The 20,105-nt window shown below is 33.8% G+C and carries 14 protein-coding genes and 1 pseudogene; 3 read left to right on the forward strand and 12 right to left on the reverse strand.

The genetic code is table 11. The features are described from left to right. Nucleotides 1-430: 430 nt before the first annotated feature. The 12 genes and pseudogenes from AB3G34_RS07580 to pcaH form a co-directional block, all read right to left on the reverse strand. Entirely contained in the window at nt 431-3,781 is a 3,351-nt protein-coding gene (locus AB3G34_RS07580; RefSeq protein ID WP_369753958.1) for a glycosyl hydrolase, read from the reverse strand. A gap of 335 nt (nt 3,782-4,116) precedes the next feature. After that, nucleotides 4,117-5,007 (reverse strand): LysR family transcriptional regulator, encoded by an 891-nt coding sequence (locus AB3G34_RS07585; RefSeq protein ID WP_369753959.1) that lies wholly within the window; start codon nt 5,005-5,007, stop codon nt 4,117-4,119. Nucleotides 5,008-5,017: 10 nt separating this feature from the next. Continuing rightward, nucleotides 5,018-6,049: a GntR family transcriptional regulator gene (locus tag AB3G34_RS07590; protein WP_369753960.1), complete on the reverse strand. Its 1,032-nt coding sequence runs from the start codon at nt 6,047-6,049 to the stop codon at nt 5,018-5,020. A gap of 306 nt (nt 6,050-6,355) precedes the next feature. Further along, the gene (locus AB3G34_RS07595; protein ID WP_369753961.1) at nt 6,356-8,650 is read right to left on the reverse strand and encodes an NADP-dependent malic enzyme; all 2,295 of its coding nucleotides are present in this window, start codon (nt 8,648-8,650) and stop codon (nt 6,356-6,358) included. A 61-nt stretch (nt 8,651-8,711) separates the two neighbouring features. Then, on the reverse strand, nt 8,712-9,929 hold the full coding sequence (locus AB3G34_RS07600) for an acetyl-CoA C-acyltransferase (RefSeq protein WP_369753962.1): 1,218 nt from the start codon (nt 9,927-9,929) through the stop codon (nt 8,712-8,714). Nucleotides 9,930-9,935: 6 nt separating this feature from the next. Next, nucleotides 9,936-11,282, reverse strand: a complete 1,347-nt coding sequence (locus AB3G34_RS07605; RefSeq protein ID WP_369753963.1) for a 3-oxoacid CoA-transferase — start codon at nt 11,280-11,282, stop codon at nt 9,936-9,938. Between the two features lie 52 nt (nt 11,283-11,334). Next, a complete protein-coding gene (locus AB3G34_RS07610; RefSeq protein WP_369753964.1) occupies nt 11,335-12,525 on the reverse strand; it encodes a 4-hydroxybenzoate 3-monooxygenase in 1,191 nt (396 codons plus the stop codon). A gap of 20 nt (nt 12,526-12,545) precedes the next feature. Then, on the reverse strand, nt 12,546-12,926 hold the full coding sequence (gene pcaC / locus AB3G34_RS07615) for a 4-carboxymuconolactone decarboxylase (RefSeq protein WP_369754086.1): 381 nt from the start codon (nt 12,924-12,926) through the stop codon (nt 12,546-12,548). Between the two features lie 9 nt (nt 12,927-12,935). Next, nucleotides 12,936-13,670, reverse strand: a pseudogene (pcaD, locus tag AB3G34_RS07620) (3-oxoadipate enol-lactonase); the annotation flags it as partial. A 6-nt stretch (nt 13,671-13,676) separates the two neighbouring features. After that, nucleotides 13,677-14,987 carry a 3-carboxy-cis,cis-muconate cycloisomerase gene (gene pcaB, locus AB3G34_RS07625; protein ID WP_369753965.1) on the reverse strand — a complete coding sequence of 437 codons (1,311 nt, stop codon included), beginning with the start codon at nt 14,985-14,987 and terminating at the stop codon, nt 13,677-13,679. A 23-nt stretch (nt 14,988-15,010) separates the two neighbouring features. Beyond that, nucleotides 15,011-15,541 (reverse strand): protocatechuate 3,4-dioxygenase subunit alpha, encoded by a 531-nt coding sequence (pcaG, locus tag AB3G34_RS07630; RefSeq protein ID WP_369753966.1) that lies wholly within the window; start codon nt 15,539-15,541, stop codon nt 15,011-15,013. Between the two features lie 17 nt (nt 15,542-15,558). Further along, nucleotides 15,559-16,266 carry a protocatechuate 3,4-dioxygenase subunit beta gene (gene pcaH, locus AB3G34_RS07635; RefSeq protein ID WP_369753967.1) on the reverse strand — a complete coding sequence of 236 codons (708 nt, stop codon included), beginning with the start codon at nt 16,264-16,266 and terminating at the stop codon, nt 15,559-15,561. A 154-nt stretch (nt 16,267-16,420) separates the two neighbouring features. Between pcaH and AB3G34_RS07640 the strand changes: the two genes are divergently transcribed. From AB3G34_RS07640 to AB3G34_RS07650, 3 genes are all read left to right on the forward strand, one after another. Further along, nucleotides 16,421-17,311 carry a helix-turn-helix domain-containing protein gene (locus AB3G34_RS07640; RefSeq protein ID WP_369753968.1) on the forward strand — a complete coding sequence of 297 codons (891 nt, stop codon included), beginning with the start codon at nt 16,421-16,423 and terminating at the stop codon, nt 17,309-17,311. 229 nt (nt 17,312-17,540) lie between these two features. Then, nucleotides 17,541-17,837 carry an antibiotic biosynthesis monooxygenase gene (locus tag AB3G34_RS07645; protein ID WP_369753969.1) on the forward strand — a complete coding sequence of 99 codons (297 nt, stop codon included), beginning with the start codon at nt 17,541-17,543 and terminating at the stop codon, nt 17,835-17,837. 194 nt (nt 17,838-18,031) lie between these two features. Next, on the forward strand, nt 18,032-20,092 hold the full coding sequence (locus AB3G34_RS07650) for a family 16 glycoside hydrolase (protein WP_369753970.1): 2,061 nt from the start codon (nt 18,032-18,034) through the stop codon (nt 20,090-20,092). The last annotated feature ends 13 nt before the right edge of the window (nt 20,093-20,105 follow it).

The raw sequence follows: 20,105 nt of genomic DNA on the forward strand, positions 1-20,105 counted from the left end.
CACATTTAAATGTTTTATATATTTCAAATTTAACAATACTCATTCTTTCAACTGTCCTACGCAATCGTAATAGAAGTGACCTATATTAATTAAATTTATTTATTATAATAATAAATTTTTATTATTATAAAACCATGACAGTAAAAGATTGTCGAGTAAAACTAGAGTATACACTATTTGAAATGATTAACAACTATTCTAATAAATTGAGAATAAACTACTTAAAAACCACCCTCTTTTTAATTAAAACACATAAATGAGAAAACTTGTAGAATATAAAAATCAATAAAAAGTAACTCAAATTGAAATACAAACACAATGAAAAGGATTTAAATCTTAGAAATAAAAAGAGGCGAACCCACACTATTTTTAGTTTGTGGTTCGCCTCTTTAAAATTAAATTCTAAATAGTTTAGAATCTATAATTGCCTTTATTTTACTGATAAAATATTAACCGTAGTCAATAGCCCCGAAGGTAATAAGGGAGCATCTGCTTGATAAAACGGCATGGTAGTGTACGTAATTTTCTTTACAACATCGGGTTGCATATCACCAATCAAGCGGTTTACCCAAAGATTGGTCACTTTTATTTCTAAAGTATTTTTTCCTGGTTTTAAAATACCAGTCGCATCTACTCTGAATGGTTTTTTCCAAACAATTCCAATTGATTTTCCATTAACAATAACTTCGGCTAGGTTTTTTACCTCACCAAGGTCAATCCACAACTGTCCCTGGTTCTTGAACCAAGTTTTTGGAGCATCAATAGTTTTAGTGTACGTTCCAGTTCCTGAAAAATATTTTACTCCAGCATCCATGTTTTCAGTCCAAGAAGTCAACTTATCAATTGTAATTGCTGAAGGCGCTCCTCTTTCTTTTTGGAAACTTAAATTCCAGTTCCCTTCTATTTTCGTTAATTTAGTTTCTGTCAAAGCAGGTATTGACTGAGCCACAGTTGTTGTATTTTCTTTAAACACAACAAATACTGCATCATTAGGTTCTAAACGCAAATTTACTTTGGTACGACCACCATCAAATGAATAGGAAGCTGGTTCCGTTTTTCCAGTTTCAGGATGCCATATTTCAACCGTTTTTCCGGAAACTCTAAAAGTAGCTTCTACATTTTCGGTTCTATCGTTGCGGTTATTCACCCAATACAATTCTTGTTGCGGTAATTCACGATGCACATATAACAATTGAGAATCAGCTTGTGGTTTAGTATATTCAAAATCGGGTTTTACATTTAAAGCGGTTACCACTTTTTCAATACTTTCTCCAGTAAACACTTTTCCTTTTCCAACTGATTTTACGGTATTATCAGCTCCCCATAATTCATTGATTATGGCATCAAAAGTCGCTTTATCATCTGTTAAACTTGGAGTTCCAATTGGCTTAAGACCTACAACCACCGCCCCATCATTTACCAACTCTTTTATTTTATTAGCTACTTTTAGTGTCATTTGTTGACTATTGGTATCCAAAGCCAATATTTTATAATGCATCCCACTTGGAGTTACAATTTTTCCATCTTTCACTGATAACACGTTTAATAACGCATCAGCATTAACAAAATCATAATTATAACCAACAGGAATTTTAGGCTGTTTTTGTCCAAAAAGTGAAGTGATATTATTGTCTTCTCCATAATAATAGATAATATCAGCAACAAATTTACCTTGCTGTAACAAATACGAACTTCTAGCTAAATATTTTGTCCAAGCAGTTGCTTGCTCTGCCCAAGTTTCATGACGTGTAAACCATTGTCCGAATGGCCCAAGTCCCAGACCTGGAAAATGATCATCTGTAGGTTGATGTACCGAAGTATGAATAACAAAACGGTTTAGTCCGCTGGCCAATTCCATATCAGCAGTTGGTTTTAAGCGCTCTGGCGAAAAAGCAAAAGCATTTCCAATTGCGGTAAATGACTCTGCCGCCACTAAATTTTGTCCATAAATATGAGCAACAGAAGCTGATTCTCTAATATCAACATTATATGTTTTACCGTCACCTCCAATTTGTCCAGGTGTCCACATGGCTCCCATAGGAATATCAGCAGTTCGTTTTACTTCCATTCCATCAGCAATTAATGCACGTCGGCTTTCATGTGACTCTGAATAGCGTTTCATTCCACGTTCATGCAATAATGTTGTTAACTGATCGTAATGGTATTCAGACACCATCTCACTTAACGTTTTACGATAATCCCATAAAAAATGCTCGCTAGCTTCCGCGCTTCTAACAATTTCACCAGTTAATACTGGCATCCAAGGTGCTAATTCATACCCTCTACGTTTCGCAAATTCAGCTGGTAAATTTTTAGTCCAGTTTTGCGCTCCTGCTTCCCAACTATCCGTAACAATATACTGTAAGCCTCCTTTATTTCCCATTAAACCTCCAGTAGCATTTTTATATTGATCTAAATAATTTTCAAAATAGGCTTTTATAGCAACTGGATCTAATTTATCTACTTCTAATCCTGTTGCTTCTGGTGATGCAGGATGATTCGTAATTCCTAACAAGGAGAAACCAAAACGTACTATTTTCCAATTTCCTGCTGGAACGATCCAGTTTAATGTGCCATCGGCATTTATTTTATTCGATAAATCAATTATGTTTTCGAGAGCAATTGCATCGGTAGTACTTGAAGTCCCATTTACATCAATATTTGTAACTGCAGCATTCGCCGCTTTTTCTTCAAATCGATCAATTTGAGTTGTAGCATGCAAAACTATTTCAGCAACATCTGTTCCTGGTGAAGGAATTGGAGGTTCATTAGATCCCATCATCGCTGCAAAACTAAAAAGTGGCGGTGGGTTTTTAAACGTTACCCTAAAATATTTAGCTGTTGTATTTGGAAAATTAATGGTTTGTTGCAATACACCTCCAGCTGGTATAAATGTAACTTTATTAAAATGAATACCATCATCACTTACTTCAAGTGAGCGTGTATCTGCTTTTTCTCCAAAAAGTCCAAATGGACCTTTATCTCCACCTCCTACAACGGTAATTGCTTTAAAAGTCTCTGCTTCTGCGAAAGCAAATTGGATCCATGCACTTTCATCATTTTTGGTTACCGGCAATAAAACAGTAGTAGCTAAATCCCCATCTGTAAGTTGCTTGATTGTAAAACTTCCTCCGCTTGAAGTAATTATTGGCTTTAAATCACTTAAATTAATTTCGGCTTCTGGCAATTTATAGGCCATTAGACTGATATCTTCATAATAATCTTCTGGCGCTCCCACAGGTTCTCCTATCGGCATTGCCTCAGAGAAAGGAATATTTTGGAATGGTCCCGTTTTAGTTGGCGCTTTTGGTAAAATTCCAGTAAATTTCTTTCCGCCTTTTACACGTATTTCACTCCAAACTAATTTTTTCATCCCATCTTTTGGAGCTACCCATGGTCCTCCACTTTCACTCCAACCTGGAGATCCGGCAATTGCCATTTCTAACTTTAAAGAATCGGCTAATTTTGTTGTAAATTGAAAAGCATCTTTCCAATCAGCAGTCATATATGTCAATCTTTTAGAAACAATTTGTGGTGTTGTCATTGCAGCATCAAAATTCATAAAACCACCAATACCTATACGATTCATCCACAAAAGATCTTTTTGAATTCCATCCTTGGATATATTTCCATGCATCCAATGCCACCATACGCGAGGTTTAGCTGAATTAGGAGGTGTTTCAAAGTTATTTAATAAGGCATCTTTACTTTCTTGTGCATATGTACTATTACAAATAAGTACCAAGGAGAAAACAGATATTAATCTGGAATATTTTTTCATGTTTTTTAAATATATAAATTGAAAGTTATTTTTAATTTTATCAAATGAATATTAAAATCAACAATAGGAATTTGCAAAAACCCTACTTTTCTTTAAACAATAAACTCCATTTTAAATAATTAAATAGGTTTATTGTATTTGTTGATTGTAAAATAAGTGAAAATAAAAAAAATAACTGTCCTATTCAATCGTTATCGTTACAAGCATTTTAATAAATTTTATTGATTAATTCTGATAAATATCTGTAATTAAAAAAAATAAAATAGGGTGCGTTAGAAACTAGAACAGTTAAGAATGTGCTTAATAAAGAGTAAGCTTTTTAACAACGAAATTAATTACCACCCTTTTTTTATTTTTTGTTGGTATTCGTCATCCAGGGTTTCTTTGAAGGCAATTATTTTAGTAATTTCTAATTGCGTATTTTGAGAAAAAGTCAATTCTTTAGAAACTACTTCTTCTAAATTTGTTGGGTAACTACTAGGAAATATTGCAATCCCAATTCCTGCATTTACCAACCCTACTAATAATTCAACATTAGACACTTCTTGTTCAATATTGGCATCACGAGAGAATCCTACATTTCTACAAAGTACTTCAACATCTTCCAAAATTGCAGGACATAAGTCTTTAGGTAACTCAATCCATTTGTCATTTCGAAGCTGTTCTATCTTAATTCTTTGGTATTTTGCCAATGGATGATTTTTTGACATAATCACATTCAGAAAACCATTTTCAAAAACCTCATAATCTAACGATTTGTAAACCAATGGTAAATTACTAATTCCAATATCAATAGTCCCCTTAAACAATGCTTCTTGCACAGATACCACTGTAGTACATTCTACTATTTTAAAAGTACTTTCAGGAAACTTCAGTTGTAGTTTTTGCAAAACAGCGATCACTTCATTTACTGACGACATTTTAGGAATACCCAACTTTATTTGTTTGTTTTTTTCACTATTTACTTTGGCACTTTTTAACGTCCTATCAAGAAGATCTATGACACGACTCACTTCTTTCATCAAAAAAGATCCAGCTTCAGTAAGCTCTACTTTTCGATGATTTATCCTTTTTTCCTTATCAAAAAGATCAAAACCCAGCTCACTTTCTAATTGTTGAATTTGATGGGTTAAAGCGGGTTGTGTAATATTTAATTTTTTTGCTGCTTTTCCAAAATGCAATTCTTTAGCAACAACAAGAAATGATTTTAATTTACGTAATTCCATTATTATATTATTATAAAGATCCTCTTAGGATCAGTTCAAATGGATTTTCGATATGTTCTTTAGAAGAGTCTAAAACTAATTGTGCTGCAGTTCTACCCATTTTTTCAAAATCAGTAGAAATGGTTGTAAGTCCATTCATGATGAATTTTTTTAAAGGGGTTTCATTGTATGAAATCACTCCTACTTGTTCCCCAATGGTCAAATCAAGAGCAATGATTTTATCTAAAATTTTCACCAAATCAGATTCCATTAAATTAATATAAACCTCTCCTTCATGTACTTCTTCAAGGTCAAAATCATCTACGACTTTATAATTAAAAGTATAATTATAACAAAAGTTTTTAAATCCCTTCACAATCTCTTGTGGAAAATAACTGTCAACAGGAAAAATTAATTTCAGCGTATGATATTTGCTCAAAGGATCTAAAGCTTTGCTTAAAGCATTATAGATATCATCTTCAAAATTTTCATAAACGGTACCATAATTTCCAGTAATACCTTCGATTTTTTTATCAACTATAATGAGTTTTTCTTTTGGTATTTCTTCAATTAACAACTGATACCCTTCTGCTTTTTCAACAAAATGAGGAATGATTACATAATGGGTATAATCATTTTTTTGTTTATTTAGTAACTTTTTAAACAAAGCATAATCATTGTTATAAATATAAAAATCTATAGCTGCTTTTTCTCCTAAAGTATCAACAAATGAATCATATATAATTTTCTTATGTGCACTTAATTTATTGAACATCAAGAAAATTTTTAAATCCTGTGAAATATCAGTATTAGCAATAAAATAACCTTTGCCATGAAATGCTTCTAAAATACCTATTTTCCTTAATTTATTATACCCCTTTTCAATGGTAACTCTTGATATTTCATATTCAAAACTTAGTTCATTAATTGAAGGCATAGCATCTCCTTTTTTAAAGACACCTTGCTTTATGGCATTCAGTACTGCATTAACCAATTGTTGGTATTTAGGAGTAGCTGAAAATTCATCAATTCTGAGACTATCGATTTTTGAAGACTTTTTCATAAAAAATTAAATTATTAGAAACAAATTTAAGAAGTAATTTGATTCACAATGTTACGAATAATATCTTAATCCGTTAAATAAAATTTACTCGGATAAAATGTCGCTGTACTTTTTAGCATTGAGATTTAATATAGTTTTAAAACAAATACAGTTTCAAATTTTTAAAAAAATCTGAAACTGTATTTGTTTATTAAATAATTTTAAGCAGATTAGGTGCTAAAAACTCATTATAAATTTAAAGACAATCCTTAAATTAGGTTAATCAAAATTCATAAAAAAAAAGGAATCTTAATATAAACAAATTTACTAAATATTTAATTTTGCACTCTTTCTTTTCTCTCTTTCCTGAGCATCAATTACGGCTACCGCAGTCATATTCACCATTTCATTTACACTGGCTCCTAGTTGTAAAATGTGAACTGATTTATTTAATCCCATCATGATTGGACCTATTGAATCTGATTTATTCAGTTCTTTCATTAATTTATACGTAATATTTGCCGATTCTAAATTTGGAAAAATTAAGGTATTTACTTTTTTACCAGCCAATTTAGAAAACGGAAATTTACTTTGCAACAAGTCAGTATTCAACGCAAAATCAGATTGTATGTCTCCATCCACAACCAAGTCTGGTTTTTTAGCATGTAAAATTCCAACAGCTTCTCTAACTTTAGTAGCATGAGGATGTACGGAAGAGCCAAAATTAGAATACGACAACATCGCCATAACGGGATCAAAACCAAAAGTGGTCGCTACATTTGCTGTCATTTGGGCAATATCAGCCAATTCTTCTGCTGTAGGATCAATATTGATAGCGGTATCTGCTAAAAACATAGGGCCTCTTTCAGTTGTCAAAATGTTTACGGTTGCTACTTTTTTAATTTTTTTGGCTTTGCCGATTACTTCAAAAACAGGTTTTGCTACTGTTGAATAGGCTCTTGAATATCCCGATATCATCCCATCTGCATCTCCTTCATGAACCATCATAGCTCCAAAATAATTGCGCTCTCTCATCTTAGATTTTGCACTATAAAGAGTCAACCCTTTTCTTTTCCTGTTATTCCAGAATTTAATAGCGTAATTATTTCTTAAAGCACTGGATTCGTCATCATGTGTGTCAATAATTGTAATATCGGCGTCAAATTCTATTTCTTTTTTTAATTCTAAAATAGTTTCTCTATTTCCTAATAATATGGGTTGTGCAATTCCTTCTTCATAGGCAATTTGTGCTGCTTTTAGAACATCTAAATGATCCGCTTCTGCAAAAACGATTCTTTTTGCATTCACTTTTGCTCTGCTATGTAACATTCGAACTACCTTATTGTCATTTCCTGAACGCTGTAGTAATTCTTCTTTGTATTTATCCCAATCCTCAATTGGATTTTTGGCTACACCACTTTCTATAGCCGCTTTTGCAACAGCAGGAGGAATAGAATATATTAATCTTGGATCAAATGGTTTTGGAATAATATAATCTCTTCCAAAAGTAAGACGCGTCTCACCGTAAGCAATATTCACTTCTTCAGGAACAGCTTCTCTAGTCAAATCAGCCAAAGCTTTTACAGCCGCCATCTTCATGGCTTCATTAATCTTAGTTGCCCTTACATCTAAAGCACCTCTAAAAATAAATGGAAATCCAAGAACATTATTAACTTGATTAGGATGGTCTGAACGACCTGTAGCCATAATGATATCTTTTCTTGTGCTAATCGCTAGATCATAAGCAATTTCTGGATCAGGATTTGCCATTGCAAAAACAATAGGGTCACTTGCCATCGAAAGCAACATGGCTGGATCAACCACATCAGCAATTGAAAGCCCGATGAAAACATCAGCATCAACCATTGCTTCTTCAAGTGTATCAATTTTTCGATCACTAGCAAACTCTAATTTTTCAGAGGACAAATTTTCTCTATCGGTACGAATTACTCCTTTACTATCAATCATGACAATATTCTTACCCAATGCACCAAAAGCCTTATACAGTCTTGTACATGAAATTGCAGCGGCTCCAGCACCACTTATTACAATACGGACTTCTTCAATTCTTTTATTGGTGATTTCTAGCGCATTCAATAAAGCAGCGGCCGATATAATGGCCGTACCGTGCTGATCATCGTGCATTACTGGAATATCTAATTCTTCTTTTAACCTTCTTTCGATTTCAAAAGCTTCAGGAGCTTTGATATCTTCCAGATTAATTCCTCCAAAAGTTGGCGCCATTATTTTTACAGTTTCAATAAACTTATCGATATCTTTTGTATCCAATTCAATATCTATACTGTCAATATCTGCGAAAATTTTAAATAACAAACTTTTCCCTTCCATGACTGGTTTAGAAGCTTCTGGTCCTATGTCCCCAAGTCCTAAAACTGCCGTTCCATTTGTAATTACTGCTACTAAATTTCCTTTTGCAGTATATTTATATACATTTTCCTTGTCTTTAAAAATTTCTAAACAAGGCTCAGCTACTCCAGGTGAGTATGCTAATCCCAAATCGCGCTGGGTTGCATACGGTTTTGTAGGTACAATTTTTATCTTGCCTGGCTGTGGTTTAGCATGGTAAACCAAAGCTTCTCTTCTTAATTTTTCTTTACTCATAATTTAGCATTATTTAGTACTGTATTCTTTAAAAATTAAATATTCTAATTTCTATTATTATTTATATAAGATTTACATTTTCTATTATTACGGCATACCCCATACCTACACCAATACACATGGTACACAAGGCATATTTTTTATTTTGTTTTTGAAGTTCAATTGCAGCGGTTTGAATCAAACGAGTTCCCGACATTCCTAATGGATGTCCGAGTGCAATTGCTCCTCCATTTGGATTGACTCTTGGATCATTATCACGAATTCCTAATGCTCTTGTACAGGCCAAAGCTTGTGCAGCAAAGGCTTCGTTAAGTTCAATAATCCCTATATCATCTAAAGTCAAGCCCGCTTTTTGAAGTGCTTTTTGAGTAGCACCAACAGGTCCAATCCCCATGATTCGAGGCTCCACCCCAACAATTGCCGATGCAACAATTCGGGCTAAAGGTTTCAAATTGTATTTTTTTATGGCTTTTTCTGAAGCCAAAAACATAGCAGCAGCACCATCATTAAGACCTGCTGCATTACCTGCTGTCACACTTCCAGAATCTTTCTTGAAAGCGGGTTTTAATGTCGCTAATTTTTCTAATGAAGTAGCCCCTTTAATAAATTCATCTATAGAAAACAGGGTTACAATTCCCTTCTTATCAATTAACTCTACTGCAATTATTTCTTTATCAAGTCTTCCATTTTGTTGTGCTAAGAATGCTTTTTGTTGTGAATTGAAAGCAAATAAATCTTGGTCTTCCCGACTTATTTGATACATTTCGACTAAATTCTCTGCCGTAATTCCCATTGGATGCGTACCATACATGGCTTCCATTTTTGGATTTACAAATCGCCATCCAAAGCTGGAGTCAAACATTTTAGCATCATTCCCAAAAGGTTTTGAAGTCTTAGAAATTACCCATGGACTTCGCGTCATGTGTTCCATTCCACCTGCTATCATGATATCAGCATCACCCACCATTATACTACGCGATGCGTCTATAATTGCCGACATACCCGAAGCACAAAGTCTATTAACTGTTTGAGCCGGAACCGTAAAAGGTAAACCTGCTAATAAAGTAGCCATTCTTGCTACATTTCTATTGTCTTCACCCGCTTGATTGTGGTTCCCTAAAATTACTTCATCTATTGCCTCTACTGGAATACTCGGATTTCTTTTTACTAATTCCTGAATGGTTAAAGCTGCCAAATCATCGGCTCTTACAGTGGATAAACTTCCTCCGAAACTCCCTATCGGAGTTCGAATTGCATCTATGATATACGATTGATTCATATTTTTTTAGTTTAATTTTTCAATAAATTTCGCACTCGTTTTGGCTCGTACTTCTTCCAAAGTACTTCCTGGCATAATTTCAATTAATGTTAAATTACCCTCTTCAAAAGTAAAAACGGCTAAATCAGTAATGACTAAATCGACTACACCAGAAGCTGTCAATGGTAAAACACATTTAGGAACGATCTTAGACGAACCATCAGGATTAGAATGGGTCATGGTGATGATTAAACGTTTGGCTCCTTTTGCTAAATCCATTGCTCCTCCAACGCCTAATAATGGCTTTCCAGGAACTGCCCAATTGGCTAAATTTGCAAATTCATCTACTTCTAAGCCTCCCATAATTGCAGTATCTACGTGACCTCCACGAATCATTGCAAAGGAATCGGCACTGTCAAAATAACTACTTCCTTTTAATGCAGTTACTGGAATTTTACCTGCATTTACTGGATAATCCATCGCACCACCACCATCTTTAGGAACAGGGCCTACACCTAACATTCCATTTTCAGTATGTAGAATAATCCCATGTTCTTCTGTAATTAAATCGGCAACCAATGTTGGAATTCCGATACCTAAATTGACTACATCTCCTTTTTTTAATTCCATCAAAGCACGCTTGGCCATATTCATTCGGCTTTCATCCACTTTTTTCGAAGTTGAAACAGAAGCTGAACTTCCTAAATCTTCCATAGTAATTTGGGCTTCTACTAAAAAGTCTACAAAACAACCTTGAGTATGGACAAATTCAGGTTCTATTTCTCCAACTTCTACAATTTCTTCCACTTCTACAATCACTAAATCGGCAGCCGTTGCCATCGCTTTATTGAAGTTATTCTCGGTCATTCTATATTGTAAATTCCCAGCCGTATCTGCTCTCCAAGCTCTAATAAAGGCAACGTTTCCACGAATTCCTTTAATAAAAACCTGTTCTTTCCCATCAATTATTTTGGTTTCTCTTCCTTCAGCAATCAAAGTGCCAGCAGATGTTGGCGTATAAAAACCTCCTATTCCGGCGCCACCAGCTCGAATTGCTTCGGCAAGTGAACCTTGTGGTAACAATTCATACTCCACTGCACCAATTTGCGCTGCTTTTACTGCATCTGGATTAGAAGTAAAAAAAGAACCAATCATCTTTTTAAGTTGGCCATTTCTCAATAAACGTCCGCCTCCAAGGCCAGCTTCACCCGTATTGTTTCCAATAAATGTTAGGTTTTTTGTTCCAATTTCAGCCAATGCATGCATCAAATGAACTGGATTTCCTGTCATTCCAAAACCACCTTGAAGCAGTATATCACCTTCATTGACCATTTTGGCCGCCGTGTATAAATCTATAATAGGGACTTGTTTCATTTCTTTTTTTATAATAATTTTGTAAATGGTATAGAATTTTTAGATCAAAATTTTATTCGAAGACTTCAAAAGGCAATCCAACATAATTCTCGGCAATTGTTGTCGCATAGGCTTTAGAAATTGCTATATAATCAAATTTTGCAGCCTGCATGCTATATTGAAAAGAACCGTGCTCTTCTTGCTTATGGAAAAGCGCTGTCATGAAATTTGAAAAATCCTGTGCACGCCAAATGCGTTTTAAGGCTGTTTCAGTGTAACCATTCAAAGTTTCCATTGAGTTATTTTTATAAAAATCGAGTAATCCATCAACTAAATGTTTTACATCAGCAACTGCTAAATTGAGTCCTTTACCACCTGTCGGAGGCACAATATGAGCAGAATCTCCCGCTAGGAATAATCTCCCAAATTGTAAATTATCAATCATAAAACCACGCATGGGTGTAATGCTTTTTTCAAAAATAGGGCCTGTTTTTAATTCCCATCCTTCTGTTCCTAAACGAATGGCTAACTCTTCCCAAATGCGTTCATCAGACCAGTTTTCCAGTGAATCATTATTATCCACTTGAAGGTACAAACGACTAATATTCTCAGACCGAAGGCTTGAAAGTGCAAAACCATTTTCATGATAGGCATAAATCAATTCTTCAGACGATGGCGCAACATGCGCTAAAATTCCCAACCAACTAAATGGATAGCAATGGGAATATTCAGTATAACTTTCTTTAGGCAATGTTTTTCTTCCAATTCCATGAAACCCATCACAACCAATCACAAAATCACAATCAATCATTCCTTCCTCTTCTTCGTGAATGAATTTTATTTTTGGATTATTCGTTTCAAAATCTTCAATTCTCTCCGCTTGCGCTTCAAAATAAATTTTGCCTCCTGAGGAAATCCAATCTGCAACAAGGTCTTTTATTACTTCTTGCTGACCATAAACGGTTATTTTTCGGCCTCCTGTAAGTTCATCAAATGGCACTCTTACTCTTTTACCATTAAAACTTAAAAAAACACCATGATGTTCCAATCCTTTTTCTATTAAACGATCAGCAACACCCAAACTTTTAAAAATATCAACCGTATTTTGTTCTAATAATCCAGCACGTGTTCGATTTTCAATGTATTCTCGACTTTTACGCTCTAATATTACTGAATCGATTCCATTTTTTTTAAGCCAAATTGCTAGTGTAAGTCCAGCCGGGCCAGCACCGATGATGCCAACTTGAGTTTTAATATTTTTCATTTTTTAAAGTGTCTTTTCGTCTATAAATTATTTTCTTTAAACACGTTTTCTACAGTATGAATAGCTTCATTTGCTGCTGGTAAGCCACAATACAATGCTGATTGCATAATGACTTCTTTTATTTCTTCTTTAGAAACTCCATTGTTAAAAGCCGCTTTAATGTGCATTTGTAATTCCGCTTTTCGATTTAAAGCGATTAGCATCGCAATGGTGATCAAACTTCTATTGTGTTTTGATAATCCTGGTCGTGTCCAGATTTCGCCCCAAGCGTAATTAGAGATGAAATTTTGGAATTCGCCATTGAATTCATTGCTACTTTCTATGGCTATATTTACATGTGCATCTCCCAAAACGGTTCTTCTTACATGCATTCCTTTTTCAAAAGTGCTTTCACCAATTATAAAATCGATAAGTAATCCAGCATATTCTTTTGGAAGTTCAGTACTTGATAAATGACGAGCTTTAAGTATTTTTAAACTTGCATTTGGTATTTTTTTCGCCAATACTTCTGCTTGTTCAGCATTGGTAACAACATCTTCATTTCCTGTAATAACTAGGGTATGAGCGCTAATTTTATGTAAGTGATCCCTAAAGTCGGCATCTCTTACAGCAGCGCAACAATTGGCATAACCCAGCGCATTATTTTGAATAAAATCTGCTTTAATTTCAGCAATTCTACCTGGATTTTTTTCTCTAAAAACATCTGTAAACCAACGCTCCATCGTCCCATCCACTATTGTCGGCATTCCCTTTTTGGTAATGATATCAATTCTCTCATTCCAAGTTGTAGCCGATCCTATTTTAGAATCAGTATTGCTAACAATCAATTTTATAATTCTATCAGCGTGATGAATTCCGAGCCATTGCCCTATTAATCCACCCATCGAAAGACCACAGAAATATACTTTTTCAATATTTAAGTCATCCAACAAATCAATGAGATCATTCCCTAATAATTCGATTGAATACGGATTTTGAGTAACTTCACTTCCGCCATGACCTCGTGTATCATATTGCAATACTCGAAAATAAGGCATTAAAAACGGAACTAATTCATCCCACATTCCCATAGTAGTTCCTAATGAATTAGAAAAAACGAATACGGGACTGTTTGGCGTTCCTGATATTTTATAATTTGTTTTCATCTCCGTTTATTGGAATTTTTTTACAACTTGGTCAATTAAATCAAAGCTCAATCCAATCGCGTTTTTAGGATCAAATAAAGAATCCAAATCCGCTACATCAATATTCATTTCGAGAGCGACTTCTTTTAAATGTTTCTTTTCTTGAATGGCTTTTTTACAAGCATTTTCTATCCATTCATGCGCAGCCAATTTTCCTGTTTTTTGGGCTAAAGCCAAAGTTATATTCTCAGCATAAATCAACCCTTTTGTCAATTCAAGGTTTTCTAACATTCGATTTTCATCTACTTCCAATCCTTCAATTAAAGCGATACTTTTTTCTAATGAACCCGCAGTTAATTGCATAATTTCGGTCAATACTTCCCACTCCGAATGCCATAACCCAGCCGAACGCTCATGTTCCTGAGCCATTGCCGAAAGAATTGTAGCTACCAAATGGGGCAACCGATTTGTATTCGCCAAAATAGCAGCACAAGTTACCGGATTGCGTTTGTGAGGCATTGTGCTAGAACCCCCTTTACCCTCAGCTGCACCTTCAAAAACTTCTCCGACTTCCGTTTGCATTAACAACGAAATATCTTTGGCTATTTTACCTAAACTGCCGCTTAATATTCCCAAAATACTAGCCATTTCAGCCAAATTATCTCGGTGGGAATGCCAAGTAAAAGAAGGCGACAATCCTAATAAACGAGCCAATTCTTCTTGAATTTCTATAGAAATATTCGTATTCCCATTCCCAACTGCTCCACCCAATTGCACCACTAAAATTCTTCTCTTAATTTCTTGCAAGCGTTGTTTACTTCTTGAAATGGCTGTTAACCATCCCGCAGTTTTGAAGCCAAAAGTCGTAGGTTTTGCTTGTTGCAAAAGCGTGCGGCCTACCATAATTGTTTCTCGATGCGCCATTGTTAATTCAAGTAATTGCTGTTCTAATTGACTGCATTTTATTTCCAACCATAATATAAATGATTGTATTTGCAAAACCATTGCAGTGTCAACAATATCTTGGCTAGTTGCTCCTAAATGAACATATTTAGAAGCTTCAATCTCTTTATTTTTTACAATTTGAGTCAGTTGTTTGACTAAGGGAATTGTCGCATTTCCGCCAAGTGCAATTTCAGATTTCAATTTTTCAATATCAATTTTAGAAACAATACCACACGCCTTAATTGTTTCGGCAATTATTTTAGAAAACAACCCTTTATTTGCTTGGGCTTCCGCCAAAGCCACTTCCACACGTAGCATTTGTGCGATAGCTTCTGAATCCGAAAACATCGCATCTACTTCTTTCGAATAAAATAATTGGGTGTATAAGCTCATAAATACTATTTTAAAATTAATGGCTAAATAGCAAAGAAAACGGTCTCCTTTTGTCCTTGCATATGAATATCTAACTCGTAAAATCCTTCTTTTTTCTGGGCAATAATGGTATTTTTTCTTTCTGAATCGATCGTATTTAAAACAAAATCATGTTCATTTAATACTTCTTCATCCGAAAAGTAAACCCTTGTATACGAATGGATTAATTGTCCGCGCATAAATAGAATAAGAGTAACGTAAGGAGCCTGACCATCAACCGATTGTGGTTTTATGGTTTCAAAAATAAAATGATTTTCAGCATCCGTCCCTGTACCAAATCTACCAAAAAATTGATTTACTCCGTCATTTTGCCAAAGTTCTATCATCGCATCAGGAATAGGGTTATTTTTCCCATCTAAAATTTTCCCTTTTATCGTTATCAAATCCGAGGTTTTATCAGCGATGCGATTTCCTACTAAACTTTTGAAATCATAGGAATATTGCACTGGCGCAAGTCCATAAGCAAAATAAGGACCAACAGTTTGTGAAGGTGTTTGTAACATTTTACTATTCATTATTTCTATGGAATTTCTTATCTGTTTTCAAATGGTGTAGCCTGATTTCCTCTTAAAACGATATCAAAACGATACCCAAGTGCAAAATTAGGTTCGGTACTGTCTAAATCGAATTTAGAAATCAACAGTTCACGACCTTTCGCTTTTACGGCTTGATAAATAGGATCATATTGTAACAACGGATCACCAGGAAAATACATTTGTGTGATTAATCGGCTGGAAATTTCGTTGCCAAATAACGAAAAATGAATATGATTGGGACGCCAAGCATTAGGATGATTTCCCCACGGATAAGCTCCGGGTTTAATGGTATAAAATCGATAATTTCCTTCAGAATCAGTCATACAACGTCCAGTTCCTAAAAAATTAGGATCTAAGGGCGCATCATGTTGATCTACTTTATGCACATACCGACCCGCAGCATTGGCTTGCCAAATTTCAATCAGCGTATGCGGTATAGGCTGTCCTTTTTCATTCATCACTTTTCCATGAACCACAATACGTTCGCCTATTGGTTCTCCGTTTTTGATTGAATTTTTAGTCAAATCATGGTCTAAAATTCCCAAATTAAAATCTTCAAAAAGTGGCCCCGTTTTTTCTGCTAATGATTTTTTCAAAACAATCAAAGGTTTACTCGGTGACCGTAAAATTGTAGAAGTATAATCTGGATACAAAAACGATGGTTGCACTTCTATATCAAAAGAGCTTTCTATAAAATCACTCATATAAATAGTATTAGTAGTTATAAAAATCTATAAAACAAATGTATCCAATAGGATGGTTCCCTTTTTGGACTATCTACTTAAATTCTTGTACAAAAGAAACATTTTGTATATTTTATTAAAAAATAATTAATACTATTGCAATCACAAACGGACTATGAAAAAAAATCTTCTTCATTACAAAGGGCTCTATGGCGACAATAACCAACGTGATTTTGGTGATTTTGTACACCATGAATTATTGGCTACCAGAAGTAAGGTCTACAATTGGGAAATAAACGTTCACTTGCATACCGATTTGTTCCAAATCTTCATAATTTCTTCGGGAGAAGGTGTCTTAATTCAAGACAACATACGAATCCATTTAATGACTCCCTGCATACTATTAATCCCAACAAACACCTTTCATGGTTTTGAATTTCAGTCAGATGTGAGTGGCGAAGTATTCACTATTTCAGAACAATTTATTGAAAGTATTTTTAAAAACACCCCACTTATTTTATTGGAATTAAATAAAGTGAAACAGTACAGTTTTAATTTGGAAAACCATGATTTAAATGATTTTATTTACCTTAAAAATAAGATAATAAAAACAATTTCCGAAAGTAATCCTTATAAACAAATCAGCCTTCAATCACTATTTCAATTATTTTTTATAGGACTTTATAATTCATACAGCACATTTGAAGATCAAAAAGAGTCCTCTAACAATAGAACATTAGGTTATTTTCACGCTTTTCAAAAACTGATTAAAAAAACATTACCTGAATCTAAACTCATAAAAGAGTACGCTGGTGAATTGCGAATTACTCCTGTACATTTGAACCGTATTTGCCAGACTTTAGTACAAAAAACAGCTTTACAGGTTGTACATGAATACTGCATTACAGAAGCAAAAAAACACCTGCTGTACTCCTCCTATTCCATCTCTGAAATTTCGTATTTGTTACACTTTAAAGATCCCGCTTATTTCTCTCGATTGTTCAAAAAACAAACAGGTCTTTCGCCTATTATTTTTAGAAGTAACAACAGCCAAAAAGAATCATAATTAGTCTATTGACTATCAACATTTGTTAAAATTGAATACTATACCTCTTTAAATTTAAAATAAAACGTCAAAAATGATTGATTTTGATTGTTTCTAGCGTTTAAATGATTCTCTTTTTGTATTAATTTTTAAGATTTTTGTAAAAATTACTTTGATTAATTATTGATTGTATAAAAAATAAAGTATTTAAATTAACTAATAGACTTATTTTAACTCCATTACTAGAAATATGATTTTAGAAATAGCAACTTTTGACATAAAAGAGCAATCTCAAACCGCTTTTATAGATGCCTTTCAGGAAGCCAAATTAGTGGTCTCAAAATCCAAAGGATTTATTGGATTGGAATTTCAACATTGCATAGAAATACCTACCAAATTTGTTGTACTTATACAATGGGAAACATTAGAGGACCACACTATTGGCTTTAGGGAATCTCCTTTATTCACCCAATGGAGAGCTATTTTATCTCCTCATTTCCAGAATCCTCCTATTGCAGAACACTTTGAAATTATTGACAGCTTATAATTAGTTTAAATACTAATAAAAATAATTGTTGTCCGATAAAAAAGAAGCCAAATTAATAACTTTCAATAAAATTATATTTTAGTATTCAATATTAAAAAGATGATAAGCTTAATTAGGTGTTTTTTTTACTAAATCTATTTTCGGAAAACGATAATAAAATATTAACTTTTTCATAATACTATAAAATTTAAATTATGCAAGAAACAAAAGGATTTAACAAACAATCTGTACGACTTAAATTAAGCTCAGTTTTAATATTGATACTTTGTTTATTCACAATAGTTAACAGCAATGCTCAAACTAAAAATAAGGCTATTGGCAACCCAGTAAACCTTTTAGATGATAATTTAACCTATTGGTATAAATTGATGGGGGTGCCACATAAAACTGTACAAGGTTTACCACCAGGAACACCTACTGGTGATGGAATGTATGGAAAATCTATGGGAGCTAACGACCCTAAAGAAGTGTTTAAAGTGATCACTCTAAATGGCGAAAAGGTATTAAAAGTTACAGGAGAAATATATGGAGGATTAACAACTAAAGCGCAATATGAAAATTACCATTTGCAACTAAAATACAAATGGGGCTCAAAAAAATGGGAACCTAGATTGAATCTATCTAGAGATACTGGAATTATGTACCATCTTGCAGGTAGTGATGAAGATGCCTTTTGGGGAGCTTTTTTGATGGGAGCTGAATTTCAAATTGCTCAAGGATCTACTGGTGACGCATTTTTAATACCTAATAATGATTTTACATCCAATACAATTGCTAATATAAGAAAGGCGAAAGGAGAAAAATGGAATGTAAAATCTCCATTAAATTCTTACTATGGCAATCTGCAAGTGGGCGAATTCAATAGGTCTGAAAACTTTGAAAGTGAACTTTCGAAATGGACAACAATTGATTTATATACTATCGGAAATTCAGCAGTTTATCTTGTTAACGGACACATTGTCAATGCTATACAAAATATAGGCACTCAAAAACAAGATTTGTCCGTAACCTCATTATCCAAAGGCAAAATACAATTACAATCCGAAGGAGCAGAAGTTTATTATAAAGATATTAGCATTGAATCGATCACAGATTACCCAACAGCAATAAAAAAGACTGCAGGTTTTAGCGAAACGGTTCATTGGAAATCAGGGATTGCATTATTTACTTTTAACAATTATTCTTTCCCAGAACAATTGGAATTAGCAAAAAGCACAGGCTTAAAATATATTGAGGGATATACTTTTGGAAAAGCGGGTCCAGAATTACGAGATTCTTTAATAATGAACTTATCTCCGTCAGGCATTCAAAAACTGAACAAAATGGTTCAAAAAAGTGGGCTTAAAATGGAATCATTATTTATTCTCGGAGGAGAAACAATAGATAAGTGGAAAAGAGATTTTGAACTGGCCAAAGGATTAAATGTCAAATTCGTTTCTGCTGAACCTCCATTAGACATGCTGGATGCTATTGATAGTTTAGCAGGTGTTTATGGAATAAAAGTGGCACTTCACAATCATTGGAAAGGTAAAAGTGACTACTGGAATCCTGACTTAGTATTAGCAGCATTAAAAAACCATCCTAATTTAGGAGCCTGTCCAGACATAGGGCACTGGCCTAAAAGCGGTATCAATCCAGTGAAGGGTTTAAAAAAATTAGAAGGTCATATTTTAGGAATACATTTTAAAGATATTGCCGAATACAATAATGTTACTATAAAAGACGTAACAATAGGAACTGGAATGATAAATTTCCCTGAAGTTTTCGCGGAATTAAAACGTCAAAATTTCACAGGAAACATCAATATTGAACGAGACCAAAAAGACCTGCCTAATAATTTGAATTCAGTTACACAATCAATAATGTATTGTGATAAAATCACTAATGTGGCTCCAACAATTAGTACTCCGCTTCCTTTAAGCATTTTAGCAATGGATAAAAGTAATCGTTCAATTCGTCATTCAGTCGTTTTTAAATTAAAAAACACACTGACCGATCTTGATAAAAAACAGTTTTTTGAAGAGGTTAATAAATTAGCAGCTATAATTGGAGTTGAAAAATTTGAAATATTAAAACAAACGAATATAAAAACCAAATTTGATTATGGCATTTCAATGATATTCAAAGATGACGAAGCCTATCAAATCTATTCATACCATCCGAATCATCTTGCTTTCATAAAAAATTATTGGTCGACAAAAGTTGAAGACTTTTTAGAAATAGATTACGAGGCCATTACTGAAACAATAAAATAATTTCAACTAGAAT

Origin of the sequence: Flavobacterium sp. WC2409, assembly GCF_041200085.1 — a bacterium.
Taxonomy (GTDB): Bacteria; Bacteroidota; Bacteroidia; order Flavobacteriales; family Flavobacteriaceae; genus Flavobacterium.

Bases quoted from the DNA above. Each gene is read 5' to 3' on its own strand.
- AB3G34_RS07580 (WP_369753958.1), bottom strand. From the start codon at position 3,781: ATGAAAAAATATTCCAGATTAATATCTGTTTTCTCCTTGGTACTTATT.
- AB3G34_RS07585 (WP_369753959.1), bottom strand. From the start codon at position 5,007: ATGGAATTACGTAAATTAAAATCATTTCTTGTTGTTGCTAAAGAATTG.
- AB3G34_RS07590 (WP_369753960.1), bottom strand. From the start codon at position 6,049: ATGAAAAAGTCTTCAAAAATCGATAGTCTCAGAATTGATGAATTTTCA.
- AB3G34_RS07595 (WP_369753961.1), bottom strand. From the start codon at position 8,650: ATGAGTAAAGAAAAATTAAGAAGAGAAGCTTTGGTTTACCATGCTAAA.
- AB3G34_RS07600 (WP_369753962.1), bottom strand. From the start codon at position 9,929: ATGAATCAATCGTATATCATAGATGCAATTCGAACTCCGATAGGGAGT.
- AB3G34_RS07605 (WP_369753963.1), bottom strand. From the start codon at position 11,282: ATGAAACAAGTCCCTATTATAGATTTATACACGGCGGCCAAAATGGTC.
- AB3G34_RS07610 (WP_369753964.1), bottom strand. From the start codon at position 12,525: ATGAAAAATATTAAAACTCAAGTTGGCATCATCGGTGCTGGCCCGGCT.
- pcaB (WP_369753965.1), bottom strand. From the start codon at position 14,987: ATGAGCTTATACACCCAATTATTTTATTCGAAAGAAGTAGATGCGATG.
- pcaG (WP_369753966.1), bottom strand. From the start codon at position 15,541: ATGAATAGTAAAATGTTACAAACACCTTCACAAACTGTTGGTCCTTAT.
- pcaH (WP_369753967.1), bottom strand. From the start codon at position 16,266: ATGAGTGATTTTATAGAAAGCTCTTTTGATATAGAAGTGCAACCATCG.
- AB3G34_RS07640 (WP_369753968.1), top strand. From the start codon at position 16,421: ATGAAAAAAAATCTTCTTCATTACAAAGGGCTCTATGGCGACAATAAC.
- AB3G34_RS07645 (WP_369753969.1), top strand. From the start codon at position 17,541: ATGATTTTAGAAATAGCAACTTTTGACATAAAAGAGCAATCTCAAACC.
- AB3G34_RS07650 (WP_369753970.1), top strand. From the start codon at position 18,032: ATGCAAGAAACAAAAGGATTTAACAAACAATCTGTACGACTTAAATTA.